Genomic DNA, 26,260 nt, shown 5'->3' on the forward strand with positions numbered 1-26,260 from the left:
TCAACTACATATGCTGAAGTATACCTTGATTTAACAGCTTGGTCAATGAACCCGAAGCAATATAAAAAGCCTGGAACTTCTGCAAGTTCCAGGCTCCAGCCTGTAGGGCCTATTCTGTGATGATGCCGTACACCAGTGTTGGCGCTTCGGCATGATCGGAGATTCGGATATTTTCGTAAATTTTGCCGATGACGTCGTCCACGTTTTCGCGGTTCGCATGGATCGTGACGAGCGACTCACCCTTCTTCACGGAATCCCCGATCTTCTTGTTCAGCATCAGGCCGACGGCCAGATCGATCTCGGATTCCTTGGTCGCGCGGCCGGCACCCAGCCACATGGCGGCCGTACCGATCTCGTCGGCGACGATTTCGGCGACTACGCCGTCTTCCTTCGCCGGTACTTCGATCTGGTATTTGGCCTGCGGGAGATTCTCTGGATGGTCGACGACATCCGGGTTACCGCCCTGGTTCTTGATGAACTCCTTGAATTTCTCCAGCGCTTTGCCGTTCTTGATAACTTCCTTCAGCTTCTCTTCGGCTTCTTCCAGGGAGCTTGCTTTGTTCGCCAGGAATACCATTTGGCGGCCCAGGGCGAGGCAGAGCTCTTCGAGATCTTTTGGTCCTTTGCCCTGCAGCGTATCAATGGCTTCCTTTACTTCGAGCGCATTGCCGATCGCGAGGCCAAGCGGCTGGCTCATGTCGGAGATGACGGCCATCGTTTTGCGGCCGACGTTGTTGCCGATGCTGACCATGGCGTGAGCCAGTTCCTTGGCATCGTCCACCGTTTTCATGAAAGCCCCGGCTCCCGTCTTAACGTCGAGCACGATAGCGTCTGAGCCTGCGGCTATTTTTTTGCTCATGATCGAGGAAGCGATCAGCGGAATCGAGTTGACTGTGCCGGTCACGTCGCGCAGCGCGTACAGCTTCTTGTCGGCCGGCGTCAGGTTGCCGGTCTGCCCGATGACGGCGATTTTGTCCTGATTCACCAGGCGAACAAATTCTTCGCGGTCGATCTCCACGTGGAAGCCTTCAATCGCCTCCAGCTTGTCGATCGTACCGCCGGTATGGCCCAGACCGCGGCCCGACATCTTAGCCACCGGAATGTCCAGCGCCGCCACGAGCGGTGCCAACACCAGCGTCGTCGTATCGCCCACACCGCCGGTGGAGTGCTTGTCGACCTTGACGCCTTCGATGGCGGACAGGTCAATCGTGTCGCCGGAATTCACCATAGCCATGGTGAGATCGGCGCGCTCGCGCTGCGTCATGTTCTGGAAAAACACAGCCATGGCCCACGCGCTCATTTGGTAATCGGGGATATCCCCTTTGGTATATCCATCAATAATGAAATTAATCTCTTCCGTGGACAGCTCGCCGCCGTCCCGTTTCTTCTCAATCAAGTCAACCATTCTCATCGGATGTCTGCCTCGCTTTCCATGGGATTGTTAGTCTGTGAATGGGATGAAAGAATGCTGCCTTTACAGTCCGATCGCCGTTTCCAAAGCCACTTCCATCATGTCGTTAAAAGTGGTTTGGCGCTCCTCGGCACTCGTTTCTTCACCGGTCAGAAGGTGGTCGCTAACGGTCAGCAGGGTCAATGCATTGACGCCAAACTTGGCTGCCAGCGTGTACAGGGCCGTCGTTTCCATTTCAACTGCCAGAACGCCGTGCTCCATCAGCTTCTCAACGATTGATTTATCGTCACGATAGAAGATGTCGGAGCTGAATACGTTGCCCACATGCAGCTTCAAGCCCTTTTCAATCCCTTTATCGTACGCGGATTTCAGCAGGTTAAAGCTTGCGATCGGCGAAAAATCGTATCCTCCGAATTGGTGGCGGTTGGCGCCGGAATCGGTGCAGGAAGCCTGCGCAAGAATGACGTCACGCACATGTACATGCTCCTGCATGCTGCCGCACGTGCCGACGCGCATCAAATTTTTGACGCCGTACTCGCGGATCAGTTCATTGACGTATATGCTGATCGACGGAATTCCCATGCCGGTTCCCTGCACGGAAATACGCTGCCCTTTGTACGTGCCTGTAAAACCGAGCATGCCTCTCACTTCGTTGTAGCATTGCACATCCTGCAAATACGTTTCCGCGATGAATTTGGCCCGCAGCGGATCCCCCGGTAAAAGGATCGTTTCTGCGATTTCTCCTGCCTTGGCTCCAATATGAGTGCTCATTTCTTTTCCTCCCCATAGGTCATGGATTGATGTATACTGTAAAATCGTGCTACTTCAGGTCTCCCAGGAAGCTGGTGCCGTATTTCGGCATCGTGACGCCAAAGTTCTCGGCCACGGTCGCACCGAGATCGGCAAACGTCTTCCGCAGCGAAAGCTCACTGCCTCCATTGGTGAAGCGCGGCGAGTATACTAGCAGCGGTACGTATTCACGCGTATGATCTGTGCCGCGGTATGTCGGATCGTTGCCGTGGTCCGCTGTGATGATCAGAAGGTCATCATCCGTCATTTTGGCAAACATTTCCGGCAGTCGCGCATCGTACTCTTCCAAGGCTTGCCCGTATCCTTGCGGATCGCGGCGGTGGCCGTACAGCGCATCAAAGTCCACCAGATTCAGGAAGCTGAGTCCTGTAAAGTCCTCGTCCATAACACCGATGATCTTGTCCATACCGTCCATGTTGGACGTTGTGCGGATCGCTTTGGTGACGCCTTCCCCGTCATAAATGTCGGAAATTTTGCCGATCGCGATCACAGCGAAATTCGCATCCTTCAGCTCGTTCATCACGGTACGGTCAAACGGCTTCAGCGCATAATCATGACGGTTGGCGGTACGCTTGAAGGATCCGGGCTGGCCCACGAACGGACGGGCAATAATCCGGCCCAGCATGTACGGATCGTCCAGCGTAATTTCCCGGCAGAATTCGCAGATTTCATAAAGTTCTTTCAACGGCACGATCTCTTCGTGAGCCGCGATTTGAAGCACGGAATCCGCTGAGGTGTAGATGATAAGCGCTCCCGTCTTCATATGTTCTTCCCCGAGCTCGTCGATAATTTCAGTGCCGCTCGCCGGCTTGTTGCCGATGACTTTGCGGCCTGTCTTCTCTTCGATGCGCTGAATCAACTCGTCCGGGAAGCCATCCGGGAACACCCGGAACGGCGTATCGATGTACAGCCCCATGATCTCCCAGTGGCCGGTCATCGTGTCTTTCCCTGCGGATTTTTCCTGCATTTTTGTATAAAACGCCAGCGGCTTGTCCGCTTTGGCAATCCCTTCGATTTCGCGGATATTGGACAGGCCGAGCTTGCCCATATTCGGCATGTTCAAGCCGCCGCGCTCACGGGCGATATGCCCGAAGGTATCGACGTCAAAATCGTCGAACTGGGCGGCATCCGGCGCTTCGCCGATCCCCACGGAGTCCATAACAATCAGGTGGATACGTTTAAAGTTTGGCATAAGTTTCTATCACTCCTTCATCCTTGAGTATACATGACGCAAGTCTTTTATAGAAACAGTCCGGCGATGATCGCGGACAAGACACTGACCAGCGTCGCCCCGTACAGCAGCTTCAAGCCGAAACGCGCGACGACGTTACCCTGCTTCTCATGCAGGCCTTTGACCGCACCAGCGATAATGCCGATGGATGAGAAGTTCGCAAAGGAAACGAGGAACACGGACACGATGCCTGTCGTGCGTGCGGACAATGCGGTATGCTTGCCGAGTTCCAGCATGGCAACAAACTCGTTGGACACCATTTTGGTGGCCATAATGCTTCCCGCTTCCACCGCTTCCTTCCATGGAACGCCCATAACAAAGGCAAACGGTGCAAAGATGTAGCCCAGCAGTTCCTGGAACGAAATGCCGAAGATGCCGTCAAATATGCCATTGATCAGGGCGATCAGTGCGACGAAGCCGATCAGCATCGCAGCAACCGTAATGGCGACTTTGAAGCCGTCCATAATGTATTCGCCCAGCATTTCGAAGAAGGACTGTTTCTCTTCTTCCTGAACGACAAGCTCATCTTCTTCCTTGGTCACCTCATATGGGTTCAAAATCGAAGCGATAATAAACCCGCCGAACAGGTTCAGCACCAGCGCGGTGACCACGTATTTCGGATCGATCATCGTCATATAGGCGCCTACGATCGACATTGAAACGGTGGACATGGCCGAGGCGCAGAGCGTGTACAGCCGGTGCTTCGGCAGCAGGCCGATCTGCTTTTTCACGGAAATGAACACTTCGGATTGGCCCAGGATCGCGGAAGCGACCGCGTTATACGATTCCAGCTTGCCCATCCCGTTCACTTTGCTCAGCACGAGGCCGATGTACCGGATAATAAACGGCAGGATGCGAAAATACTGCAGGATGCCGATTAGTGCCGATATGAAAATGATCGGCAGCAGCACGCCGAGGAAGAATGGCGCCTGTCCTTCGTTGGCGATACCGCCGAACACGAAGTTGACCCCTTCTCCGGCATAGACCAGCAGCTTTTCAAAAATACCGGAAAAGCCTTTGATCAGCACGGTGCCAAGGACGGTGTTGAGCAGAACGTACCCCAGAATAATCTGGAGAATGATCATGATCACCAGCGGGCGGTAGCGGATCTTCCGCTTGTCGTTGCTGGCCACGAAAGACAGGGCGAAAACAACAAGTAACCCTAGTACCGCAATCAAATATTTCATAGCTGTCTCCCCAGTTGAAATTTTTTATGAAACCAAATCTATTAAGCGCTTACAGGCTTGGTATTAATAGAAACGGAAGCTTCCCGCCCGGTTTGCCATATTCCGATGTGAACCGCTTCCGTTCATTTCATGTACACTTTACTTCAGCGCGAGATTCTTCTCTTCCTTATTAATAGGAAGCCGAGGATTGGCCGCCCTCCATAATCTTGACGCCAGAGCTGGCACCGATACGGCTTGCGCCCGCTTCGATCATTTTGTTCATGTCTTCGAGGCTGCGTACGCCGCCGGATGCTTTGACGCCGATATTCGGGCCTACCGTTTGGCGCATCAAGCGAACGTCTTCCGGAGTAGCACCGCCCGTGGAGAAGCCCGTCGAAGTTTTTACGAAATCGGCTCCCGCCTTAACCGCCAAGCGGCTTGCGCGTTCCTTCTCTTCGTCCGTCAGCAGGCAGGTTTCAATAATGACTTTGACCAGAGCCTTGCCGGCAGCCGCATCTACCACCGCTTTGATGTCGGCTTCTACGAGATCGTCCTCGCCGTCCTTCAGCGCGCCGATATTGATAACCATGTCGACTTCCGTGGCGCCGCCAGCGATCGCGTCCTTCGCTTCAAATGCTTTGACAGCCGAAGTCGTGGCTCCCAGAGGAAAACCGATGACCGTACAAACCTTCACTTTGGAATCCTTCAGCTGTTCTGCAGCGAATTTGACCCAGGTCGGATTTACGCACACTGATGCGAATTCATACTTCTTCGCCTCGTCAATCAGCTTACTGATCTCGGCCCGGGTGGCATCTGCCTTAAGCAGGGTATGATCGATCATTCCCGCCAAATTTGTCATTCTGATCCACTCCTTGATTCATGATGGGTTATTCTTTTATTTATCCAATTCCCTGGAATTGAAAAGCTTTTCTTTCAAGCTGCACGACTATCATAACACCGGCCTGAACATATGTAAATAGATCGTGAAATTATGTTCACAAATCGTTCTGCCCACTCCCGTAATGTGCGCAAAAAAAATCCGCCCTATGTAATCCGGACGGAAATCTAAAAAAGCAATCGATATGAAATGAATGATTTTCTAAGAGATCAGAGCCTGCGCTGTAAACTGATCCGTGATCAAAATGTTCGCGTAATTGCCCGCTAGGGCCGCTTGAATGGCCTCCACCTTGCGTTCTCCACCGGCAACCAGGATGGACTTTTCCTTCTTTTGAAGCTCGTGAAGGTCGATTCCGACTGTACGGTTATTGATCTCTTCGCTGCAGATCTGGCCCGTTTCATCAAAAAAACGTGAACAGATGTCTCCGGCACCGGACTTCTTCAGCAGCTCCTGCTCCTGCTCGTTAAAATATCCCAGCCGGAAAAGCAGCGCGTCTTCCTTCACCGTACCGACCGTGAACACGGCAATGTTCGCCTGTTTGCCAAGCTCGATGATCCGGCTGATATGCCGGTCTTCCTCCACGATCCGCTTCAGCTCGATGTTGTCGAAGATGACCGGCAGCGGCAGGTATCTCGCTACAGTCTGGAACGCCTCCGCAAACAGGTTCACCGTCTCCGCCGCATAGGTGTTGACGTGGGAATGGCTGACACCGCCCTTCAGCTGCACGACTTCGACGCCTTTTACCTGCTTGGGCGCAAGCTGAAGCGCGACCGCATGCATTGTGGTCCCCCAAGTGACCCCGATAATATCCTTGTCCTGGACGATCTCGTGGAGGAATTCGGCTGCCTTTTTACTGATATGCTTCTTGATTTCCTCGTACTGATTTAACGGGGAATAACAGACCTGTACCGTATCCAAGCCGTATTTGCGCTTCAGCTTCCGGCCCAGTACGTTTAAATCTTCGCCAGGGTCGACAATTTCGATCCGCACGTATCCTTGTTCCTTGGCATGCTGAAGCAATCTCGATACCGTCGGCCTGGAAACGCCAAGCCGCTCGGCGATATCCTGCTGGCTGTAATCGGACTGGTAATACAGTCTGGCTGCCTCAATTGCTAATCTTTGTCTTTCAATGTCCATCGTCTTCAGCTCACTTGTCCCGCTCTCGCATGATTTGGCTTGCACTGATCCTATTATACCTCTTGTTCCCGAAAGCCCAAACCCTTTTGTCGATTGAACGGTTTTTCTGGTATCCATTTTTAACCCTAAGGTTTATTTAAGCCGCTTAACATGCTATAATTCAGTTCGCATTAGTAACGCGCAATGTCACAGTTTATTTTGGGATTCATTTCCCGTTTACATACTCTTGAAACGACAGGAGCTGGTTTGGCATGGCCCTACTTTGTTTAGAAAGCGAGTGTACCATGAACACATACTCCCCTTATTATACATTTGACCGGAAGGACTGGAAGGCGGCACAAGAGGACTCGAAGCTTCCGCTGACGGAAGAGGAATTTGAACGCCTCAAAGGCTTGAACGAGAAAATTTCGCTGCGGGAAGTGCGCGACATTTATCTTCCGCTGACCCGCCTCATCCATTTGTATGTAAGTGCTTTCCAGCAGCTTCAAGAAAAGATGAACACATTCACCGGCATCCGAGCGCCCAAATCGCCTTATATCATCGGAATCGCCGGCAGCGTAGCCGTAGGCAAAAGCACGACCGCACGCCTGCTGCAAACGCTGCTGTCCAGATGGCAGGAGCATCCGCGCGTGGATCTGGTCACGACGGACGGCTTTCTGTACCCGAACCGCGTTCTTGAGGAAAAAGGCATCATGAACAAAAAGGGATTTCCGGAGAGCTACGACATCAAAAAACTGATGCAGTTTATCAGCAGCGTCAAATCCGGACAGCCTGCGCTGAAGGCCCCGGTCTATTCGCACCTGGCCTATGATATTCTGGCGGACGAGGAGCAGCTGATCGACCAGCCGGATATCCTCATACTGGAAGGTATTAACGTTCTTCAGGTCAATACGGAGGCGCCGGTCTTTATCAGCGACTTCTTTGATTTCTCGATCTACATCGACGCCGAGGAGCAGGATATCCGCAGCTGGTATATCGAGCGTTACCAACTGCTGCGCGATACCGCCTTCCAAGATCCAAGGTCCTACTTCCACAAATTTGCCGGTCTCTCCGAAGAGGAAGCCGTGCAGAACGCGTCGGAAATCTGGAGAACGATCAATATGAAAAATTTAATGGAGAACATTCTGCCTACGAAGGCGCGTGCCAAGCTCATCTTAAAAAAAGGGCCGGATCATCAGATCCAGCAGGTGTTACTCCGTAAATAACCAGCGGCGAAGCTGATGCGGCAGCCACCAATTGACATGCCCCATCAGCTTCATTAACGCTGGAACGAGCATAAAGCGGATCAGGGTCGCATCGATCAGGATCGCCGCAGCGATACCGAACCCAAGCTGTCTGACTCCTTCCACGTCCCCTGCGATAAACGGCAAAGTGACGGCGATCATGATGGCTGCCGCTGAGGTGATCACTTTTCCCGTGGAAGAGAGTCCCGCAGCTATCGCTTTTTCCGCATTTCCTGTGCGATGATACACCTCGGTCATTCGGGACAGCAGGAAAACGCCGTAATCCATACTAACCCCGAACACCAATCCGAAGATAAATACCGGGATCATGACAGCGATGCTGCCTGATCCGCCCCCCAGCATCCCATCTTGAAAAAAGTACACCAACACCCCGAACGACGCTGTAAGGCTGAGCAGGTTCATCAGCAGTGCTTTTACCGGTATGATGATCGAACGAAAACCTGCGAACAGCACCACAAAATTGGTTATAGCCATCCAAAAAAGCACCGAAGGAAGCCTGGCTTTGATCTCTTCGCTTACTTCTAGCCGGTACTTGGCTTCTCCCCCAATCAGTATCCGAATACCCCTCTCATTCTGTCCCTGAATTTCCCACTTCTGCAGCCATGCCTCGGTTTGCTTATCATCCATGCCTGGCCGAAGTGTTACTGACATCAACAGGTTGTCCTCACGAACGAACGGTTGACTTGTATTCTGTGGCAGCTGCTGCAGCATTCTGGGGCTTAACAAGCCCCCCGGCTGATCACTGAACTTGGGGATATTGGAAAAGATGGAGTCAACCCGGAGCACATCCCGGTCCGTCTTCAACCTTTGCCACAGCTTGTAAGCTGCGCTCCATTCCTCTGCCGACAAAGCATCCCCGCGTCCCAAAACCACCATCGGGATCACTGAGGTAAAGGGGGCGTTGAAACGGAAATCCACCAGTTCCGCACCAAGCCGTGAAGGATAGCTTGACGGCAGAGAGGCGGCATCAGGAACGGAGGTCTGCAAGTAGCGAATCGGCAGGATGCTTGTCAGCAGAAGCGCTGCGGACACCAGCGTCATCCGGACAGGCCTCTGCATGACGTAGCGGGTCCATCGCTGCATCAGTCCGGGCTTGAAGGTGGCTGCTGCCGCTGCGGAACCCCGCCGAATCGGGATCACCGGTGACCATAAGGTCAAAAAGGCCGGGACAAGCGTTAAGTTCACCAAGGCCGATACAAAAACGACGACCATCGCCCCGATGGCGACCGAACGGAACATCGGCATCCGGATGAATGTAATGGCGACGAGCCCCAGGATCACGCAGGCGGCCGAATAGAGCACAGCCCTGCCAGCCTGCCTAATGGTGACCGACAGCGCCAGCTCCACGCGGCCGCTGGATGCCCCCCATTCCTCACGGAAGCGGCTGACAAAAATCAGTCCAAAATCGATGCCGAGCGCCAGGCCGACCATGGGTATGACGTTCAGCACGAAGTTGGACAGCTCCAGCTGCAGGCCGCTCCCAAGCCAATAAAGAATCCCCATCGAAACGCCCACGGCCGTGCATCCTGCTGCGATCGGGATGAGAGCATAGATCCAGCCGCCGAACGCGTAGAACAAGATCAGAAAGGCCAGCGGCAGACCGATCAGCTCCGCCCTCTTCAAGTCATGCATACTCGCCCGGTTGACATCGTCCTGCACGACTGGCTTGCCGGTCAGCGTGATCTTCACACCGGGCGGCTCGGGCAAAGCTGAGCGAATGGCGTCAAGCCCTGTCCCGGCGGTCTGATCCTGGGTGTTCAACCCCAACAGGGCATAGGCGGCCTGGTTGTCCATCATCCCCTCATGCTCCAGCGGTGAAATGACGGTCAGGCTGCCGTCCACCCGCCGGAGATGTTCCAATACCGTCCGGATTCCCGATTCAAACGAAGCGCGGGAGGCTCCGGGCTCCCGTTCGAAGACGATAACGGCCGGTTCATGGGGGAGTTGGTAATCTTCCGACAGGATCCGCTCGACCTGTGCGGAAGTTCCCTCCGTACGCAGCCCGTGATCCTTCAGGATGGAGGGCAGTGATATCGCTGCCGAACCGCACAGGACGAGCATCGCAGTCCAGCATGCCAGCACCCACGCAGGATAGCGGAGAGCAAGTCCGGTTATGAAACGGTAAATCACCCGATTCCCTCCTCCTGTCGGCATGCGGTCTGCAGTCTAGCTAAAACATCGTGTTCTTCAGCCGCGTCGCTTTGACCAATGAATCAGCGACCGGCGGGAACAGCCGGGCAAAGCCTGACAGAATCCTTCCGGCAGAGGGCCGGCCGCTGATCGCCTGCAAATAGCGCCCTTTTCGCAAAATACCGCTGAATTCACGGTGTACAGCCTCGGTATACAGCCGCTCCCAGTCCTGCACGCTAAGCTCGCCCCGCAAATAGCGGTCGGCAAACGAGGCACACAGAATGCCGGAGCGCAGGGCGGCGCTCATCCCGTCTCCGAAGAGCGGCGGAATCATGGCGCAGGCATCTCCGGCATGCGGTATCATCCGCCAGGGCTGAGGTCGGCGGGACAAATATACCGGCGCTGTCGAGATCATCGTCCCGTCGGTCGGCGTTCCTTCCGACAATCGGCGGGCAAGCAGGGGATTGCCGCTTGCCGCAAAATCCAGCAGCTCCTTCATCTTCACTCCCGCGCCTTTCAACCGGTCCCGCCGCAGAAGCGCGGCCACATTATATGTGCCCGCTTCCACAGGAGCGATCCCGATGTAGCCTCCGGGAACCAGATAAAGTTCCACGGCTTCCGTCCCTGCGAGTCCGGTCATATGCGTTTTTATCCCGATGTAGGCATGCCCGTCCTGCCCCATTTCTTCATAATCGATCAAATCCGGCCGGCGGTGACAGCCCCAGGCGGCAATTACCGTCCTCGCTTCCAGCGTATCGCTGAGTCCGCCGGTCCGGGTCCCGACGATATATCCGCCTCCATCCTCACGGGCATGAATGCTTGTGACCGTCGTCGCGTCCCGTATTTCCACGCCCGCCTCCCGTGCGGCCCGATGCAGGCCGGCATCCAGCGTATACCGGCTGATGCCCCAGCCTGTACCGGGAAGCGCTGCTTCCAGCACCTGTCCATGCCTCAGCACCAGGCGGGCCCGGTGAATCGGATTCGGCTCCATTCGCTCGACAGCTTCCGCTACACCAAGGCTGGCCAGCGTCTCCCTCGCCTCCGGAGACAGAAATTCCCCGCATGGCTTATGACGGGGAAAATACTGACGGTCTATGAGCACGGTCTTCCACCCTTGGGCGGACAGCCGAATAGCTAAACTGCAGCCGGCAAGGCCAGCTCCGATTATGACCGCGTCCTGCATGGGAATCATCTCCTTTCGCTGTTTTATTGAGGTTGTTCAAAAAGTCCGCTTTTGATAAGAAAACCAATCGAGGCCAATCAAGGATGAGTGACCGCGATTAAAATGTAGGTTTTCTTGCGATATAGAATTTCATCAGCTCTGCTGATAACGAATAAATTCTATATCTAACACGAAGTAAATCGGGAAGCTGATTCGGCATCGAATCTTGAATTCAGCCGGGCCTTCCGGTGCTCACGTACCCACTACAAGCAGATGCTTACGAAGTCGTTTTCTACGAAAACGTGTAGCTCTGCTCCTCAGTCCCTAGCTTCATCCAATTCAAGTGTTTTGTAAAAACACACATCGGAAGCTTAAACTTCGGTGCTGAAAACCGACCTTTTTGAACACGTACTTATACTTTTCCCGTTTTATGAACAACGGCCACATAACGGAATAACGGCTTCCAGTTGTACAGCAAGTCCGCTTGCCCATCCCGCTCCTGCAGCCGCTGTCTCAGCCTGATCCAATCGGAAGATTTGAAACCCTTCGCTACCGACAGGGGCCCGTCATGCCGTATATAGCGGTTGCCTGAAACAAGGTGCGCTACGACCCAAACGGCGGACCACGAAATCCAGTGCCGGTGAATATCGCTGATCACGACGCCCAGACGGGATGTCTTCAGCATCTGCCCCACCACTTCGGGAAGCCGGACGTCGTCAAAGTGGTGAAGGAACTGCGATGACATGACGATATCTGCACTGCCTTCCGGAAGGTCAAATAAATCGCAGCGTCTGACCGTAATATTCGGTACCCCCTGGTACAGGTTTCTGGCCTCCTCGCAGGCTTCTTCCGTAATGTCCACTAATGTAATCCGGACATCGACCCCGTTTCGGGCAGCCCAGCGCAGAATGCGGCGGTTCACATCTCCCGAGCCGGCGCCAATATCCAGCACCGATACCCTGTCCGGTCGGCCGGATTGACGCCACAACCGCTTGAACCCGTATAAGGATGGAGACGAAGCACCAAAGATCCGGTTCAGTCGTCGCAAATGGCGCAGCGCTTCCAGCAGCTCGTCGCCGCCAATGCTGAAGTCGTCCATGTATTCCTCTTCCACGGCCCGCCGGTTTAACCGCTTAAAGGCCGGCATACTCATAACTTGACTCCCGTTTCTTAACGAATGAAGGAACATACGTAAATCGAAGGAGTTCTGCAGTCAAGCCCGGGCCAAACGCCAGTGCCACTCCGGACCGTTCTCCCTCGCCTTGTTCCCTCAAACGCTCTCTCATCCCTTTTAATACGAACAGCAGTGTTGCCGAGGATAAATTCCCGAAGTCCCGCAGCACGTTCCGGCTGAATTCGGTCTGGCTGTCCTCCAGCCCGAATAAATCCTGAACGGCATCTACGATGCCCCGTCCTCCCGGATGAATCGCCCATAACGGCGGAAGTGCTCCTCCGTCCAGCAGCCGGTCCACTTCATCCCGCAGAAACGTTCTGAGCAGCTTGGGGATATTGGGGGAGAGGTATAAATCGAAACCGGTGTCCCCGACCTCCCAAATCATTTCGTCAGCAGAATCCGGAAGGAGCACAGAGTGTCCTCCGCCGAGTTGGAACCCTCCCTGTTGGTCGGCTTCACTGGAGCTGACGATACATGCCGAAGCCCCGTCCCCAAAAAATGAAGCGCCGAACAAGGCTTCACGGGATCCCGAAGGCTGCAAATGGATGGTGCACAGTTCGACGCAAACGATGAGCACCGTCGCGGCCGGGCTGGCAGACACGATTTGCTGTGCTAACTGAATCGCCCTCAAACCTGCAGCGCAACCTTGAAAGGTAAGCGGGATCCGCTGAATCCGCGCAGACAATCCAAGCCGGTGAATCAAGGCGGTGTCTAATCCGGGAAGAAATTGACCGGTACAGCTTACCGTCAGAATGTGAGTGATTCCGGAAGCCTGCACCCCCGCATCACGCATGGCTTCTTCCGCCGCCTTCTCCGCCAAAGGAACCGATTCTCTCCGGTATACCTCCATCCGCTTGGAGGTCGAAGGGGCAGCCTGCTGCTTGTCCGTGGACAGATACGTGCACTGATCGGCAGGTTTGAGGAAATCCTCCTCACAGGTGTACCTGACCTGGACTCCGCATTGCTTAAATATTCTTTTCGCCCACCTTAGCGCGTGGGGATCTTCCCTTAACGAAGCTTCGATTTTGGCAAATACGTCATCCTGGCAAAGGCGGTGAGGCGGAAGCGCCGTACCGATGCCCTGAATCAATGCCCTGCCTGCAACATGTTCACTGATCATCGTCAAAAGATCACCTCCATTCATTCATTTACGTCCCATTTACGCACATAAGCCTTAGAACAAGTATATTCACCGTAATAACGCATATGCTCCGTGAGGACAAATACCTGTTTGCCTGCTTTAGGTGGTATAAACCGGATGAATCACTTTGTACAGAAATCTCCGGCTTAAAAGGGAAAACCACCCTCCTGCTACTGATGCTTACCCGATTCCGGTCAGCGGAAAACGTGTGCACTAAAATTACGGCATACACAAAAAGCAGGCATAGGGCTCATCCCCAATGCCTGCTTTCTACATTTTTATTCGCAATCACTTATTTTTACAGCGCTTTATCGTCCACGCTGTTCAACCAGTTCTCAATGACGCCGATTACCGAAGCGACGGTGCCGTCTTTAAACGGCGACTGCAGTCCGGCAAGCTCCACAAGTCCAGTAAAGGAACGGGATCCTCCCGCCTGGCACAGTCTCAGGTAATCCGCCCAAGCCGCTTCGCGGTCCTCGTTCATCTTCTTCCAGAACTGGAACGCGCAAATTTGCGCCAGCGTATAATCGATGTAATAGAACGGCGCCTGGAAGATATGCCCCTGTTTGTGCCAGAAGCCGCCCCGTTCCAGGTATTCGTTGTCCGGGTACTGCCGGTGCGGCAAATACTTCTTCTCGATTTCGCGCCAAGCGCGTTTGCGTTCCTCCGGTGTCGCCTCAGGATTCTCATACACGAAGTGCTGGAATTCGTCGACGGATACGCCATACGGAATGAAGAGAAGCGCACTGGACAGGTGGTCAAAATGGTATTTCTCCGTGTCTTCCTTAAAGAAGTTGTCCATCCACGGCCACGTGAAGAACTCCATGCTCATGGAATGGATTTCGGCCGATTCATACGTAGGCCACATGTATTCCGGTACTTGATAATGACGGCTGGAATAGACTTGGAAGGCGTGGCCGGCTTCGTGCGTGAGAACGTCAATATCTCCGGAAGTGCCGTTGAAATTGGAGAAAATGAACGGCGATTCGTATTTGCTGATAAACGTGCAGTATCCGCCGCTTTGCTTGCCCTTTTTGCTGACGAGATCCATCAGCTCCCGGTCTACCATAAATTTGAAAAATTCGTCGGTTTCCGGAGACAGCTCCGCGTACATCTTCTTCCCTTGCTCCAGAATCCAGTCCGCATCCCCTTTTGGCGTCGCGTTCCCGGTCTTGAAGCTGAAATTGTCGTCATAGATCCGCAGGGAATCGACACCGATCCGCTCGCGCTGGCGTTCCTTCAGCTTCTGGGCTACGGGTACGATGTGTTCCAGCACTTGCTTCCGGAAGTTGGCCACCATGTCGGCGTCATAGTCCGTACGGTTCATGCGAATATAGGCAAGCTCAACGTAATTTTTATAACCGAGCTTTTGAGCCATGCGCGTCCGGGTTTTCACGAGTTCATCGTAGATCCGGTCAAAATCCTGCTCATGCTCCGCCATGAAGGAATATCTCGCCTCCGACGCTCTCCGGCGCAGATCGCGGTCCGGCGACAGCTCAAACGGAAGCAGCTGGGACAGCGTCCGCTCCTCGCCTTCGAACGGAATCTTCGCAGAGGCGATCAGCTGACTGTACTCGGTGGCCAGCTTGTTATTGAGCTGCATATCCTCGATGATATCCGGATGGAAGGCCTTAAGCGCCAGCTCGGCAAGCTTGAACAGTTGCGTTCCCCACTTGGCTTCGAGTTCACTTCTGAATTTGGACTCTACCAGCGCTTTATAATAATCGGTTATGTATTCTTGATAGACCGGACTCGCTTCATCGATGTATTCTTGTTCGGCCTTGTAAAATTCATCGTTCGTATCGATGGAATGGCGAATGACGGCAATCTCTGCCATGCTTTCGAATTCGCTGCGCAGCTTGTTGATATCGGACATGGCCTTGTCCTGCTCTTCAAAGGAAGCCGCCTGCTCGAACTGCTGGATCAGTTGTTTAAACCGTTGTTCAATTTCTTTCACGTCTGGCCGCTTGTATTCGTACTCGCTGAACTTCATGCATCACGCATCCCTTCTTGATTGGCTTTCGTTACCATTATACTAGAGAATCAGGCTTAGACAACAGATACGTCAAAAAAAATTTAATGTTCGTGAAAGCACTTCCCGTTAGTCAAAATTCTACAAGCTTCCCTACATGGAATGGCTATATTTTACAGATGAATACATATTTAGGTTCCGATAATTGCCCAATAATAACCGCCCTTATGCTTATATCCTCGTTCTTCCCTTTTGCCATCGGTTGTGTTATATTAGTTCGTACCTAAAAATATTAGGCATCACCTAAATGGTTGAATATACATATACTGAACATACAAAGGTGGTTTGAAAGCGATGCTCATATGGATGCTGCGCCAAGTGATGGCAGAACGCGGAATTTGGACGGGAGCCGCACTGGCCCGTCTACTGAAAGACAAAGCCGGCTACGAGCTGTCTCCCCCCTCGATCAGCGCCCTGCTGAACAGCAATCCGAAGCAGATAAAGGCCGATACGATGGATGCGCTGTGCACAACTCTCGACTGCACTCCTAGCGACTTATGGCATCATACCCCATCGAACGTTAGAGGGGCCTAGACGTTTATTGAAACTGGAGGTAACAAGCATGTCGGAAAAAGAAATTCTTCCCTTCGGAGACCCGATTCTCCGCAAAAAAGCCAAACCCGTTACGGAAATAACGCCGAGGATTCACAAGCTGCTGGATGATATGGCGGATACCCTGTACGCGGAAGAAGGCAGAGCCGGCCTGGCCGCACCGCAGATCGGCATTCTCCGCAGGGTGATCGTCATGGACTGCGGGGACGGGCTCATTGAGCTGATCAATCCGGTGCTGCTCGAACACGCCGGAGAGCAGACCGGACCGGAGGCCTGCTTATCCTACCCCGGGTATACCGGTATCGTGAAGCGGGCGAAATACGTGAAGATCAGTACGTTAACCCGTGAGGACAAAACGATTGTGATGGAGGCAGAGGATTATTTGGCACGCTGCATTCAGCATGAGATGGACCATCTCGACGGGATTTTGTACATCGATCATATCCAAAACGGGGAGCTGTTTGTCAATCGGACGGAACGCAGAGCGGATTTGATGGCTGCCTTAAAGCTGACTCAGAACGTTTAGCTGCACTTCTATGCTCTTATTGACATCCCTTAAAGTTTCTTTATAAGTCCCCCACATATGAAAAAATAAGGAGCTGTCCAGAGGTCATTCGCGACCCGGGGACGGCTCCTTTATATAAAGAAAAATAATGTTATTAACGGTGCGCTGTATACTGATTAGCTCTACTAAAGCTGCGGATCCGTTCGATCTCCTCGTCAGTGAGCGTTGGAGCGTCTTCAGCCGCAGTATTGTGGATCAGCTGCTCCAGGGAGCTTGCTCCCGCGATGGCCGTCGCCACGACCGGATTTGCCAAGGCGTACCGGATCGCGGTCTGCCCCATACTCCGGTCATTCTTGACCAGGCGCTGCAATTGCTCGCGGATCTGGATCAGTTCGTCGGGGCTGTAATCCAGGTACCCCTTCGCCACTTTCGCTCCGCCCTGCTCGGTCAGGACACCGGAAGCCACCGGACCGCGGGCGATGACACTGATATGGTTATCGGCCAGTAAAGGCAGCACCTCTTCCTCTGGGCGGCGGTCCAGAATGCTGTACTGGCTCATGACGCTGACGATTCCGGAACGCTTTACGTATTCCCGGATCACGTTTGGACGGATCGACGAAATGCCGTAATAGCGGATCACGCCTTCCTGCTTCAGCTCCTCAAACGCCTCGATCGTCTCGTCAATCGGATCGTCCAGGGTACCGCCATGGAGCTGGTACAGATCAATATAATCCGTTTGGAGGCGGCGAAGGCTTTCTTTTACCGCAGAGCGGATATACGCTTTGGAAGGGTCCCATACCCAGCCTTCTTGACCAGGAATTCTCCGGTTTCCTACCTTCGTCGCCAGAACAACGTCCTGCCGGCGTCCGCGGATCGCCTTACCGACAATTTCTTCGTTTCTGCCGCTGTCGTAGAGATCCGCGGTGTCCAAAAAATTCACGCCCCGCTCCAGCGCCGCGTGAACGATTCGCTCAGCCTGCGCCTCATCGGTTCCCAAGGACATGCAGCCCAGCCCGATCTCGCTGATGTTCAGTTCTGAGGTTCCCAATTGGTTCCTTTTCATTATTCTCACCTGTCCTTCCCCTGAATTACCCATTTAAAATCAGCAAATGAATGGCGCTCAGCACGATGCCGATCACGAAACCGCAAATCGCGCCGTTGACCCGGATCCACTGCAGGTCGCTGCCGACCTTCTCCTCCAGCATGTTGACGAGCGACTGATCGTCCAGCTTGTCCAGATTTTCCCGAACCAGCACGCCGATGCGATAATAATTGGATTCCACCAGCTGAACGATCATTGCCAGAACCCCTTGTTCCCACCGGTGGGTTAACTCTTCCTTGGATTGCAACAAATCATAGCACCAGCGGAACAGACGAATCCATATACGCCCGCCGCGCTCCCGTTCGGCTTCCATCCACTGCAGCAGACGTTCACGCAAATGGTTCAGCTGGCCGGCAATCCATGCTTCCGCGTTCTCAGTGCTCAGCTTGTCATCCAGCCAACCCTTTACGCGGCTTTCCGTTTCCGGACTGTCGGCTACTTGGGCCAAACGCTCCCGGATGCCTTTGACAACCCGTTCCCGGTATGGACTTTCCGGATTCGCCACTTCAAGCAATGCCGAGAGGATCAGCTTCTTCAGAATCGCTCCCATTTTCTCCTCGTTCATAAAGCCCAGCATGGCCTGAACGGCAAAGCCCTTCATTCCTCCAAGCTGAAGCTCGTCCAGTTTGGCATGCGCCAGCTTGCCGAGCATCATTTCGTTGTCAGGGTTGTTCACCCATTCTGCGGCGTACAGCAGTCCGTAGTCCAATACCTTCTCGTCCAACTGGTGCGCTTCCGTCTCTTTGACCACACGGTTTAACAATTCGGTGATGTTCCGGCTATGAATGTACCGAAGCACCATGTCCCGGATGTGCGGGGCCGCTTTCTCCAGCGGCAGTTCGCGAACGGCCTGCTCCAGCGAAGACAGGAGCTTCGTGCGGACCTCTTTCCGCCGGATCAGCTTGAACAGCCCGGTCGACACAGACTGGAACAGCTTCATCTGCCGAAGCCTGGACGTGATGCTTTCCTTATTCAGAAGTTCGGTTTCCAATGCGGAAATGAGCGAATTGACGATTTTGTTGCGGTTTTTAAGCAGCAGCGACGTGTGTGGGATCGGAATCCCCATCGGATGGCGAAACAAGGCGGTGACCGCAAACCAGTCGGCAAATCCGCCGACGAGTCCGGCTTCAAAGCCTCCCAGCAGCAGCTTAACCCACGAATTTTGCGGCAGGAAAAGCATTACGAGAAAGCCCGCACCCATAACAGCCAGGGAATACCCGGCCAAATATTTGGATTTCAATCTGCATACCCCCATATGTACGTATACCATGATGGCGTCGATTCGACTTGCTTCAATGACCGATCACGCTATCAAACTATTAACCATATTGTAGCCCATTTGTTTCTTTTACAGCCGAAAAACCCGGGCTCGCGAAAAACTCCCGGCTTCCCGGGAGTCTGCTGTCTGCACATCATGATTCCAGATGTCCGGCTAACAGGGCATCAGGAATAAGACTGCTTAGGCTCGCGGCGGAAAATCACGGACAGAATAATGGCCACGATGCCGATATTAATCGCGATATCCGCGATATTCATAATGCCTGTCATGCGGCCGAGGACGATAAAATCGGTTACCTTGCCGAACAGCACCCGGTCGATCGCATTGCCGATCGCCCCGCCGACAAGAAAGCCCGTGGCCAGCTCCATCCATGTCCCCTTAAGCACGCCTTTGTTCCGGTAATAGATAATGACGGCCGTAACAAACACCGCAAATACGACAAATAACTTGCCGTAGCCCTGGAACGAGCTGAACGCGGCTCCGGTATTCTGGTAGTACTCAAAATGAACGTACGGGTCAAGAAAAGGCCTCGAACCTCCGACGACCATGGATGAGCGGACCCAGAGCTTGCTCAGTTGGTCGATCGCAATGACGATCAGCGATATGATGTAAAACAAAATAATGATGCACCTCTTTCCCTCTGCGTCCGTTGTCTCATTTCCCTTGTTCAGCAAAGGAACAAAATGGGTAGAGACGCCGATGCTGACCCTTCTAATGGAGTCATGCAGCATGCCTGTATGTCCATTATGCGTCAGATCGCTCTGCGTACACAAGTTTGACTCCCATCCTGCATCTGCTGGCTGCCACGAACTTGCCTCAATCCCCTCCAGGGACGGCTACATCCGGGCTGAACACCGGCCGCGAATCCATTTCCCCCGGGCGTACCGGATAGAGCGTACCGTTCAGCGCAAAAGAAACCCTGCCCGTCTCCTCTGAAACGACAAGGATCAGCGCATCGCATATTTCCGAAAGCCCCAACGCGGCCCGGTGACGGGTTCCAAGTTTCCCCTCGCGCAGCGCTTTGGAAACCGGCAGCACATTGCCGGCGGAGACGATTTGGTTCTTGTCGACCAGCACCGCCCCGTCGTGCAGCGGTCCCCCCGGATAAAAAATCGATTCCAGCAGGGTATGCGACACGTCCGCCCCGACCGGTATGCCGGAATGCACCAGCGGCGGGAGCGCATCGTTTCTTTTGACGACGATGAGCGCCCCGTGATTCCGCTCCGACAGATGCTGCAGCGCCGTGGACAACGCTACGTAGCGATCTGTATAAGGCGACAGATACGCATTCAGATAGTAGGATGCGGCCGTCATCTGCATGTCGGTAAAGACGCTGTGGATCTGCTCAAACTCATTCAGAATGCAGCATTCCTTCTGGTCGATCGTCGCCAGCATGCTCTCGATTTCCGCCTTAATAGTGGACAGGCTCTTTTTCAGATGGACCTGTATCGTTTCAGACAGACCCAGCTCATCTTCATTGTTCACGTCGGCTCACCTTTCCTTATGACTTAAAATATAGACTGCTCCGTCCAGCCTTCCGACTATTCGGCGTCTTCCATCGTATCCATGGCGGCATCAAGCAGCGCATCAAACAGGTCGTCGTCCTCTTCCAGCCGCGCATCGGCCTGAAGCATCTCCTCTTCGATGCCCGATTCGTCCGCATAGTTCAGGCTGTAATCCCAATCATCGCCCTTCTTGCTGAAGAAGGTAACTTCATACTTGGACTTATGCCCCTCCAAAGTAAAAATGGTGTGCCCCACGTAGTGTCGTTCCTCGTCCAGCTTCATCCCGGCTTCGATAATTGTAAAGTCCATGAATCCATTGCTCCTTCTAAGTGGTGTATTTGATACTATAGTATACCATGGAGGCGGCCGTTTCCATCAAACGGCAGAGCTTAGGTTTTCATTATGCGGAACAATTTAGTACAATACTACTTGTGTCAGTTGATAACCAGTATCTGGAGGGATGAATCCATGACCGATTTCATCAGTCAATTAAACAAATATGCCGATCTTGCCGTCCGTGTAGGCGTCAACGTCCAGAAGGGCCAAACGCTGGTCGTCAACGCATCGATCCAGTCGGCGGAATTTGTCCGCTTAATCGTGGAAAAAGCATATGATGCGGGCGCCAAGCTCGTCAAAGTCAATTGGAGCGACGAAATCGTTACCCGTCTGCAGTATGAACGGGCCGACGATGAAGTCTTCGCGATTCCACCGAAATGGTTTGCAGGGGAAATGATCGAACTCGTGGAAAACGGGGCAGCCGTGCTGCACGTGATTGCCGAGAACCCGGATTTGCTGAAGGGGATCAAGCAGGAACGGATCGCCATGAACCAAAAAACACGCGGCCAGGCGATGGCACCTTACCGTGCTTACCAGCAGGCGGACAAGTTCAGCTGGTCAATCGTGGCTGTCCCTTCGCCGGAATGGGCTGCAAAGGTGTTCCCTGACGCTCCCGAATCTGAACGGGTTCAGAAGCTGTGGGAAGCGATTTTCCATACGGTGCGCATTGATCAGGAAGACCCGGTCGGTGCTTGGAAACAGCATCTGGCCACATTGGATGAAAAATCGAACATCCTGAACGCCAAAAAATATAAGAAGCTCCACTATATCGCACCGGGAACCGATCTGACCATCGAGCTTCCGGAAGGACATATCTGGGCAGCCGGCGAGAGCATCAACGAGAAAGGACACAGCTTCGTCGCCAATATGCCGACCGAGGAAGTGTTCACCGCTCCGCTGAAGACGGGCGTAAACGGCACGGTGCGCAGCACCAAGCCGCTGAGCTATGGAGGCAACATCATCGACAACTTCTCCATTACATTTGAGAATGGCCGGATCGTAGGTGTCAGCGCCGAACAGGGACAGGAAACGCTGGAGCATCTCGTCGAAATGGACGAAGGCGCGCACTACCTCGGCGAGGTCGCGCTGGTTCCGCATCAATCACCGATTTCCGAGTCGAACATTTTGTACTTCAATACACTTTTTGACGAAAACGCCTCCAACCATTTGGCGATCGGCAGCGCCTACGCCTTCTGTGTTGAAGGCGGTAAGAACATGAATCAGGAGCAGCTTGCTGAGCGCGGTCTGAACACAAGCGTGACCCATGTCGACTTTATGATCGGCTCGGGGGAAATGGACATTTTCGGCGTTAATGCTGACGGTTCGGAAGAGCCTGTATTTAAAAACGGAAACTGGGCATTTTAAGGACTGACTCCAATCGGTCCATTAATGCTGTGAATCCTTGTTCTGCATACGATGAAATATTGGAGCCGCAAGAGCCTTCCTGGAGCGATGACAGGAGGGCTCTTTTGTAGTCAGGTGTTTTATTTATCCAGTGGTTAATTTATAATGGGGAAGAATTGAATACATATGTGGAGGTAGAGCCTATGCTCTCGTTCGAAGACAAATTAAACAATTATGCCGAGCTTGCCGTCAAAATCGGTGCAAATGTGCAGCCCGGACAAACGCTGGTCGTGAATGCAACGATCGACGCCGCCCCGCTCGTTCGCCTGATCGTCCGCAAGGCGTATGAGATCGGCGCCAAGCTCGTCAAAGTCAATTATACCGACGAGGCGGTCACGCGGCTCCGTTACGATCTGGCACCGGCGGAATCTTTCCTTGAAGCCCCGACTTGGTATGCGGGCGAAATGACCGAGCTCGCTGAGAACGGAGCCGCTTTCCTGACCGTTCTCTCCTCCAGTCCCGACCTGCTCAAAGGAGTAGAGCCTGGAAGAATCGCCGATTATCAGCGCACCTATGGTCAGGCAATGGCGAAATACCGCCAGTTTCAGCAGGCGGATAAAATGAGCTGGACGGGCGTTGCCTTCCCTTCCCCGGACTGGGCCGCGAAGGTGTTCCCGGATGCGCCGAAGGATCAGCAGGTCGGCAAGCTGTGGGACGCCATCTTCCATGCGTGCCGCGCGGACCGCGAAGATCCGATCGCCGCTTGGGAAGAGCATATCGATACGCTGCAGAAAAAATCGGATGAGCTGAACGCCAAAAAGTATCAAAAGCTGCATTTTACGGCGCCGGGCACGGATCTGACGATCGAGCTTCCCGAAGGCCATATTTGGGCTCAGGCGGGCAGCGTCAATGAGCAGGGTACGGCGTTCGTCGCCAACATTCCGACCGAAGAGGTGTTCACCGCCCCGCTCAAAACCGGCGTGAACGGAACCGTGAGCAGCACCAAACCGCTCAGCTACGGCGGCAACATCATCGATGGCTTTACGCTGACATTCGAAAACGGCCGTATCGTAGATTACAAAGCGGAAGAAGGCCAGGATACGCTCGCACGCCTGATCGAGATGGACGAAGGCTCCCACTATCTTGGCGAGGTAGCCCTTGTACCGTTCCAGTCTCCAATTTCACAAAGCAACATCCTGTACTATACGACTTTGTTTGATGAGAATGCTTCCTGCCACCTGGCAATCGGCAGCTCTTACGCCTTCAATATACAGGGTGGTAAGACGATGTCCCAGGACGAGCTTGAGTCCCATGGCATGAACCAAAGTATCACACACGTCGACTTCATGATGGGTTCTCCCGAAATGAACATTACCGGAATCACCCATGATGGCAAAGAAGAGCCGGTGTTTGTCAACGGAAACTGGGCTTAATTCTCTGGCAGCACCCCTGACGGCCGCATGACCGACGGGGTGCTTTTTTGTGTTTACAAAATTTGCCCCCTCCCCACCTCCCGTTCAGGTATAATCATGGATTCCATTTGACGCTCCCGGATGCCAGTGGTACGATTTGTACGAATTCACCTACCATGGAGAGGAGCAGTTTGATGATATCTATAGATCTTACGGGGAAAACCGCTTTGATCACCGGCGCCTCCGGCCAGCTTGGACGGGTCATGGCCCGTACACTGGCCCGTGCCGGGGCCGATGTGGCCGTCCACTACCGTGGCAACGAACAGAAAGCGCTGGAGCTGAAGCAGGAAATCGAGGCGCTGGGCCGGCGCTGCATCGCCGTTCAAGCCGACATCACCGATGCCGAATCGGTTACGGCGATGAGAGACCGCCTGCTGGGAGAGTGGCAGGCCATTGACATCGTTGTCGCAAACGCTGTCATTCAGTATGAATGGACCAGCGTGCTGAACCAGCCGGTCGAGGATTACCGGAGCCAGTTCGAATCCTGTGTGCTGCAGAACGTCCTTTTGGCCAAAGCCTTCATCCCGGCCATGATCGAGCGCAAGCAGGGGCGGATGATCGGCATCAACACCGAGTGCTCCATGCAGAACTTTCCCGGCCAGTCCGCTTATGTTGCCGGCAAGCGCGGCATGGACGGCGTCTACCGCGTGCTTGCAAAGGAGGTCGGCGAGCATAACATCACGGTCAATCAGGTCGCTCCCGGGTGGACCATCAGCGACCGCGACCGGGAGAATAACACCGAGGTAAGCGAAGGGTATTCGAGCAGCGTTCCCCTCAAGCGCCGGGGCACCGACCAGGAAATTGCCAATGCGGTACTGTTTCTGGCGTCCGACTTGTCGAGCTTTATCACCGGGGCTTACATTCCGGTGAACGGCGGCAATGTCATGCCGGCCATTTAGAGGCTACATACCAAACTTTATCAAAGCGTATACAGTAAAGGACAGCCGGATGCTGTCCTTTTACTTTTTTCCGATATACCATTCCTATATGAAATGACGCTGCTACAGCCTGCCGTATGCCCGTAGTGTGATGAGCCGGTTGACCGTGATCAGCCCCCGCCATTCCGCCCCATTGCCCGGACTGATGGATGGGAAAGAAACCTTCCACCCGCCATCGGCCTCCTGCTGTTCTTCCAAATCGTCCAGGTGACGCTCGATATCCGCCGGGGAGATCAGCTCCGCGGCGTAGCTGGCCGGAACAGGCGCCCAGTCCAACACTTTATGGACATAGCCTTCCGCGCGGGGGTCAAGCTCAATAACTCCCGGCTGGCGGAGCCATTCGTTTAGCTCATTCTGCATCGCTGAGGCCCTTCCCCGATCGGGAGCGTATTGCAAAAAGGTGATGCATTGGTGCAGGTCGTGATAATCCGTCTGATCTGCCTGGGGAATCCGGTTCCAGATGAATTCCGCGCTTCGCGCGAACCATTCCTCTTGCTTGAAATCGTTCACGGCCGTCTGCTTGTAGAGCAGACCGAGAATATTTCCGGTTGGATTCAGCGATGCCTGCTGGTCGTCCTCTGTTATCCACCAAGGAGCATGTGGAGCATCATTAACGGACAGCAGCGCCCGGGGGAAACCGCCAGTGGCCGGGACGGTAATCGATTTGAGATATGACGCGATCCCCGCGATGATATCCGCATCAAACCGGTTGGCCTCGTCCATGATCCAGAGCGCCTGCTCCACCGCCACAGGCTGACTTGCGGATGTGCGCATATCAGGCTCCAGGGCATTGCCGAACCCGCCGTCAGGGTTCTGATAGGCTTTGAGCGCAGAAATAACCCCATCCGCGGATCCTCCTTCGAACTGCATTTCATAACGACGCCGATCCAGCAGCCGCGCATTGGCAAGCACGAATGCTCTGTCTTTTTCCAGACGGGCTGCCCTTCCTTCCTTTACTCCCATCAACAGTTCCTCCTTTAATCCAGATTATCGGATGCCAAATATTTTATGCATGTACGTCGCCGCTTCTGGTGTACATGCATGCTCCATTTTAAACTTCAGCTCAGACTGCGCCTGCTCCCTCGTTCCCCGGAACCGCTCGATACCATACTGACGCATCCAATCCCCTGTAGTCTGGTAGGAGGTGCTGCTCCAGCCGTTTTTCTCTCCGAGCAGGTTCCGCTTCTCCTTGACACCGGAAATGACGATGGCGAGCTGCCCCTGCAGCTCCGCCAGTGCCTGGTCAAACTCCTTTTTCCGGTCCGGTGATTTCATGCCCGCGCGGGCCCGCAGCTCCCTCGTCTCGATCCCTTCGTCGTCCCGGATCAGCTGGTACAGCTCCCATGCCGGCTTGGATAACAAGCCGTCCCGGTAACGCTTCTCGGGATCCTCTTCTCTACCAAGCAGCCGCAGCACCAGTGGAAACCAATCCGCCGCGATCAACACCGCCTTCTTTTTGATGAACTTGCCGTAAGCCGCCGTCCCGTCGCCGGGAAACTGGGCGCGCCACAGCCAGGGATCCCGTTCAGTTCCCGTATGCCAATTCTCCTTGGGAGTGACCCCGTCCAAGGACGGATGTCCCGGGATCAAGCCGGCCAGCGGCAGGATGCCGACACGGGCGATTAAATCGCACGCGTCCTCGTACCGTTCGATGTGCAGCGGTTTTTGTTCATTTTCCTTGAGCACCAGAT

At 54.0% G+C, this 26,260-nt stretch carries 24 protein-coding genes; 6 read left to right on the forward strand and 18 right to left on the reverse strand.

The features are described from left to right. Nucleotides 1-109: 109 nt before the first annotated feature. The 6 genes from ABIE48_RS17695 to ABIE48_RS17720 all read right to left on the reverse strand — a co-directional run bounded on the left by ABIE48_RS17695 (nt 110) and on the right by ABIE48_RS17720 (nt 6,653). Nucleotides 110-1,411 carry a pyrimidine-nucleoside phosphorylase gene (locus tag ABIE48_RS17695; RefSeq protein WP_089547764.1) on the reverse strand — a complete coding sequence of 434 codons (1,302 nt, stop codon included), beginning with the start codon at nt 1,409-1,411 and terminating at the stop codon, nt 110-112. Nucleotides 1,412-1,474: 63 nt separating this feature from the next. Continuing rightward, the gene (deoD, locus tag ABIE48_RS17700) at nt 1,475-2,182 is read right to left on the reverse strand and encodes a purine-nucleoside phosphorylase (RefSeq protein WP_076171689.1); all 708 of its coding nucleotides are present in this window, start codon (nt 2,180-2,182) and stop codon (nt 1,475-1,477) included. A gap of 49 nt (nt 2,183-2,231) precedes the next feature. Next, entirely contained in the window at nt 2,232-3,413 is a 1,182-nt protein-coding gene (deoB, locus tag ABIE48_RS17705) for a phosphopentomutase (RefSeq protein ID WP_192715394.1), read from the reverse strand. Between the two features lie 47 nt (nt 3,414-3,460). After that, nucleotides 3,461-4,639: a NupC/NupG family nucleoside CNT transporter gene (locus ABIE48_RS17710; RefSeq protein ID WP_192715395.1), complete on the reverse strand. Its 1,179-nt coding sequence runs from the start codon at nt 4,637-4,639 to the stop codon at nt 3,461-3,463. A gap of 169 nt (nt 4,640-4,808) precedes the next feature. Then, entirely contained in the window at nt 4,809-5,477 is a 669-nt protein-coding gene (gene deoC, locus ABIE48_RS17715; RefSeq protein WP_145024503.1) for a deoxyribose-phosphate aldolase, read from the reverse strand. A 240-nt stretch (nt 5,478-5,717) separates the two neighbouring features. Beyond that, complete coding sequence (locus ABIE48_RS17720) at nt 5,718-6,653, reverse strand: DNA-binding transcriptional repressor DeoR (RefSeq protein WP_076171822.1); 936 nt, start codon at nt 6,651-6,653, stop codon at nt 5,718-5,720. 284 nt (nt 6,654-6,937) lie between these two features. On the opposite strand from ABIE48_RS17720, the gene coaA reads away from it, so the two are divergent. Continuing rightward, nucleotides 6,938-7,858 carry a type I pantothenate kinase gene (gene coaA / locus ABIE48_RS17725; RefSeq protein ID WP_145024501.1) on the forward strand — a complete coding sequence of 307 codons (921 nt, stop codon included), beginning with the start codon at nt 6,938-6,940 and terminating at the stop codon, nt 7,856-7,858. On the opposite strand, the gene ABIE48_RS17730 is transcribed toward coaA, so the two are convergent. The 5 genes from ABIE48_RS17730 to ABIE48_RS17750 form a co-directional block, all read right to left on the reverse strand. Further along, nucleotides 7,844-10,027 carry an MMPL family transporter gene (locus ABIE48_RS17730; protein ID WP_192715396.1) on the reverse strand — a complete coding sequence of 728 codons (2,184 nt, stop codon included), beginning with the start codon at nt 10,025-10,027 and terminating at the stop codon, nt 7,844-7,846. The two genes, coaA and ABIE48_RS17730, sit on opposite strands and share 15 nt — an antisense overlap. Before the next feature lie 40 nt (nt 10,028-10,067). Beyond that, on the reverse strand, nt 10,068-11,210 hold the full coding sequence (locus tag ABIE48_RS17735; RefSeq protein ID WP_192715397.1) for an NAD(P)/FAD-dependent oxidoreductase: 1,143 nt from the start codon (nt 11,208-11,210) through the stop codon (nt 10,068-10,070). A gap of 391 nt (nt 11,211-11,601) precedes the next feature. Continuing rightward, nucleotides 11,602-12,336, reverse strand: coding sequence for a methyltransferase domain-containing protein (locus ABIE48_RS17740; RefSeq protein ID WP_192715827.1), 735 nt, complete (start codon nt 12,334-12,336; stop codon nt 11,602-11,604). After that, nucleotides 12,323-13,483, reverse strand: coding sequence for a type III polyketide synthase (locus tag ABIE48_RS17745; RefSeq protein ID WP_192715398.1), 1,161 nt, complete (start codon nt 13,481-13,483; stop codon nt 12,323-12,325). The genes ABIE48_RS17740 and ABIE48_RS17745 overlap by 14 nt, the downstream gene beginning before the upstream one ends. 319 nt (nt 13,484-13,802) lie before the next feature. Next, nucleotides 13,803-15,497, reverse strand: a complete 1,695-nt coding sequence (locus ABIE48_RS17750; protein WP_192715399.1) for a M3 family oligoendopeptidase — start codon at nt 15,495-15,497, stop codon at nt 13,803-13,805. A gap of 333 nt (nt 15,498-15,830) precedes the next feature. Between ABIE48_RS17750 and ABIE48_RS17755 the strand changes: the two genes are divergently transcribed. After that, on the forward strand, nt 15,831-16,070 hold the full coding sequence (locus tag ABIE48_RS17755) for a helix-turn-helix domain-containing protein (protein WP_192715400.1): 240 nt from the start codon (nt 15,831-15,833) through the stop codon (nt 16,068-16,070). 28 nt (nt 16,071-16,098) lie between these two features. Then, nucleotides 16,099-16,614: a peptide deformylase gene (gene def / locus ABIE48_RS17760; protein WP_192715401.1), complete on the forward strand. Its 516-nt coding sequence runs from the start codon at nt 16,099-16,101 to the stop codon at nt 16,612-16,614. A gap of 133 nt (nt 16,615-16,747) precedes the next feature. Here def and ABIE48_RS17765 read toward each other — a convergent pair whose 3' ends face one another. From ABIE48_RS17765 to ABIE48_RS17785, 5 genes are all read right to left on the reverse strand, one after another. Continuing rightward, on the reverse strand, nt 16,748-17,656 hold the full coding sequence (locus ABIE48_RS17765) for an aldo/keto reductase (protein ID WP_192715402.1): 909 nt from the start codon (nt 17,654-17,656) through the stop codon (nt 16,748-16,750). A gap of 25 nt (nt 17,657-17,681) precedes the next feature. Further along, nucleotides 17,682-18,935 (reverse strand): DUF445 domain-containing protein, encoded by a 1,254-nt coding sequence (locus ABIE48_RS17770; protein WP_192715403.1) that lies wholly within the window; start codon nt 18,933-18,935, stop codon nt 17,682-17,684. Nucleotides 18,936-19,138: 203 nt separating this feature from the next. Beyond that, complete coding sequence (lspA, locus tag ABIE48_RS17775; protein ID WP_354519398.1) at nt 19,139-19,747, reverse strand: signal peptidase II; 609 nt, start codon at nt 19,745-19,747, stop codon at nt 19,139-19,141. Between the two features lie 43 nt (nt 19,748-19,790). Further along, complete coding sequence (gene cdaS / locus ABIE48_RS17780) at nt 19,791-20,459, reverse strand: sporulation-specific diadenylate cyclase CdaS (RefSeq protein ID WP_076171658.1); 669 nt, start codon at nt 20,457-20,459, stop codon at nt 19,791-19,793. 56 nt (nt 20,460-20,515) lie between these two features. Next, entirely contained in the window at nt 20,516-20,788 is a 273-nt protein-coding gene (locus ABIE48_RS17785; RefSeq protein ID WP_076171655.1) for a hypothetical protein, read from the reverse strand. 159 nt (nt 20,789-20,947) lie between these two features. On the opposite strand from ABIE48_RS17785, the gene ABIE48_RS17790 reads away from it, so the two are divergent. The 3 genes from ABIE48_RS17790 (at nt 20,948) to ABIE48_RS17800 (ending at nt 24,530) form a co-directional block, all read left to right on the forward strand. Then, nucleotides 20,948-22,180 carry an aminopeptidase gene (locus tag ABIE48_RS17790; RefSeq protein WP_192715404.1) on the forward strand — a complete coding sequence of 411 codons (1,233 nt, stop codon included), beginning with the start codon at nt 20,948-20,950 and terminating at the stop codon, nt 22,178-22,180. Nucleotides 22,181-22,362: 182 nt separating this feature from the next. After that, complete coding sequence (locus ABIE48_RS17795) at nt 22,363-23,592, forward strand: aminopeptidase (RefSeq protein ID WP_192715405.1); 1,230 nt, start codon at nt 22,363-22,365, stop codon at nt 23,590-23,592. 173 nt (nt 23,593-23,765) lie between these two features. Continuing rightward, nucleotides 23,766-24,530, forward strand: coding sequence for an SDR family NAD(P)-dependent oxidoreductase (locus ABIE48_RS17800; RefSeq protein ID WP_440382158.1), 765 nt, complete (start codon nt 23,766-23,768; stop codon nt 24,528-24,530). Nucleotides 24,531-24,632: 102 nt separating this feature from the next. Here the strand turns inward: ABIE48_RS17800 and ABIE48_RS17805 are convergent, their stop codons facing one another. Together ABIE48_RS17805 and ABIE48_RS17810 are read right to left on the reverse strand one after the other, a co-directional pair. After that, the gene (locus tag ABIE48_RS17805) at nt 24,633-25,532 is read right to left on the reverse strand and encodes a hypothetical protein (RefSeq protein ID WP_192715406.1); all 900 of its coding nucleotides are present in this window, start codon (nt 25,530-25,532) and stop codon (nt 24,633-24,635) included. Between the two features lie 24 nt (nt 25,533-25,556). Next, nucleotides 25,557-26,255, reverse strand: a complete 699-nt coding sequence (locus ABIE48_RS17810; protein WP_354519401.1) for an AlkZ-related protein — start codon at nt 26,253-26,255, stop codon at nt 25,557-25,559. Nucleotides 26,256-26,260 lie beyond the last annotated feature (5 nt).

Source organism: Paenibacillus sp. OAE614 (assembly GCF_040546645.1).
GTDB lineage: Bacteria > Bacillota > Bacilli > Paenibacillales > Paenibacillaceae > Paenibacillus_AQ > Paenibacillus_AQ favisporus.

Excerpts from the sequence above, each read along its gene's own strand:
- deoB (WP_192715394.1), bottom strand. The coding sequence starts at position 3,413 with ATGCCAAACTTTAAACGTATCCACCTGATTGTTATGGACTCCGTGGGG.
- ABIE48_RS17805 (WP_192715406.1), bottom strand. The coding sequence starts at position 25,532 with ATGGGAGTAAAGGAAGGAAGGGCAGCCCGTCTGGAAAAAGACAGAGCA.
- ABIE48_RS17735 (WP_192715397.1), bottom strand. The coding sequence starts at position 11,210 with ATGCAGGACGCGGTCATAATCGGAGCTGGCCTTGCCGGCTGCAGTTTA.
- ABIE48_RS17740 (WP_192715827.1), bottom strand. The coding sequence starts at position 12,336 with ATGCCGGCCTTTAAGCGGTTAAACCGGCGGGCCGTGGAAGAGGAATAC.
- ABIE48_RS17765 (WP_192715402.1), bottom strand. The coding sequence starts at position 17,656 with ATGAAAAGGAACCAATTGGGAACCTCAGAACTGAACATCAGCGAGATC.
- def (WP_192715401.1), top strand. The coding sequence starts at position 16,099 with ATGTCGGAAAAAGAAATTCTTCCCTTCGGAGACCCGATTCTCCGCAAA.
- ABIE48_RS17720 (WP_076171822.1), bottom strand. The coding sequence starts at position 6,653 with ATGGACATTGAAAGACAAAGATTAGCAATTGAGGCAGCCAGACTGTAT.
- ABIE48_RS17750 (WP_192715399.1), bottom strand. The coding sequence starts at position 15,497 with ATGAAGTTCAGCGAGTACGAATACAAGCGGCCAGACGTGAAAGAAATT.
- deoD (WP_076171689.1), bottom strand. The coding sequence starts at position 2,182 with ATGAGCACTCATATTGGAGCCAAGGCAGGAGAAATCGCAGAAACGATC.
- ABIE48_RS17785 (WP_076171655.1), bottom strand. The coding sequence starts at position 20,788 with ATGGACTTTACAATTATCGAAGCCGGGATGAAGCTGGACGAGGAACGA.
- ABIE48_RS17800 (WP_440382158.1), top strand. The coding sequence starts at position 23,766 with ATGATATCTATAGATCTTACGGGGAAAACCGCTTTGATCACCGGCGCC.
- deoC (WP_145024503.1), bottom strand. The coding sequence starts at position 5,477 with ATGACAAATTTGGCGGGAATGATCGATCATACCCTGCTTAAGGCAGAT.
- ABIE48_RS17695 (WP_089547764.1), bottom strand. The coding sequence starts at position 1,411 with ATGAGAATGGTTGACTTGATTGAGAAGAAACGGGACGGCGGCGAGCTG.
- ABIE48_RS17755 (WP_192715400.1), top strand. The coding sequence starts at position 15,831 with ATGCTCATATGGATGCTGCGCCAAGTGATGGCAGAACGCGGAATTTGG.
- ABIE48_RS17710 (WP_192715395.1), bottom strand. The coding sequence starts at position 4,639 with ATGAAATATTTGATTGCGGTACTAGGGTTACTTGTTGTTTTCGCCCTG.
- coaA (WP_145024501.1), top strand. The coding sequence starts at position 6,938 with ATGAACACATACTCCCCTTATTATACATTTGACCGGAAGGACTGGAAG.
- ABIE48_RS17745 (WP_192715398.1), bottom strand. The coding sequence starts at position 13,483 with ATGATCAGTGAACATGTTGCAGGCAGGGCATTGATTCAGGGCATCGGT.
- ABIE48_RS17795 (WP_192715405.1), top strand. The coding sequence starts at position 22,363 with ATGCTCTCGTTCGAAGACAAATTAAACAATTATGCCGAGCTTGCCGTC.
- ABIE48_RS17790 (WP_192715404.1), top strand. The coding sequence starts at position 20,948 with ATGACCGATTTCATCAGTCAATTAAACAAATATGCCGATCTTGCCGTC.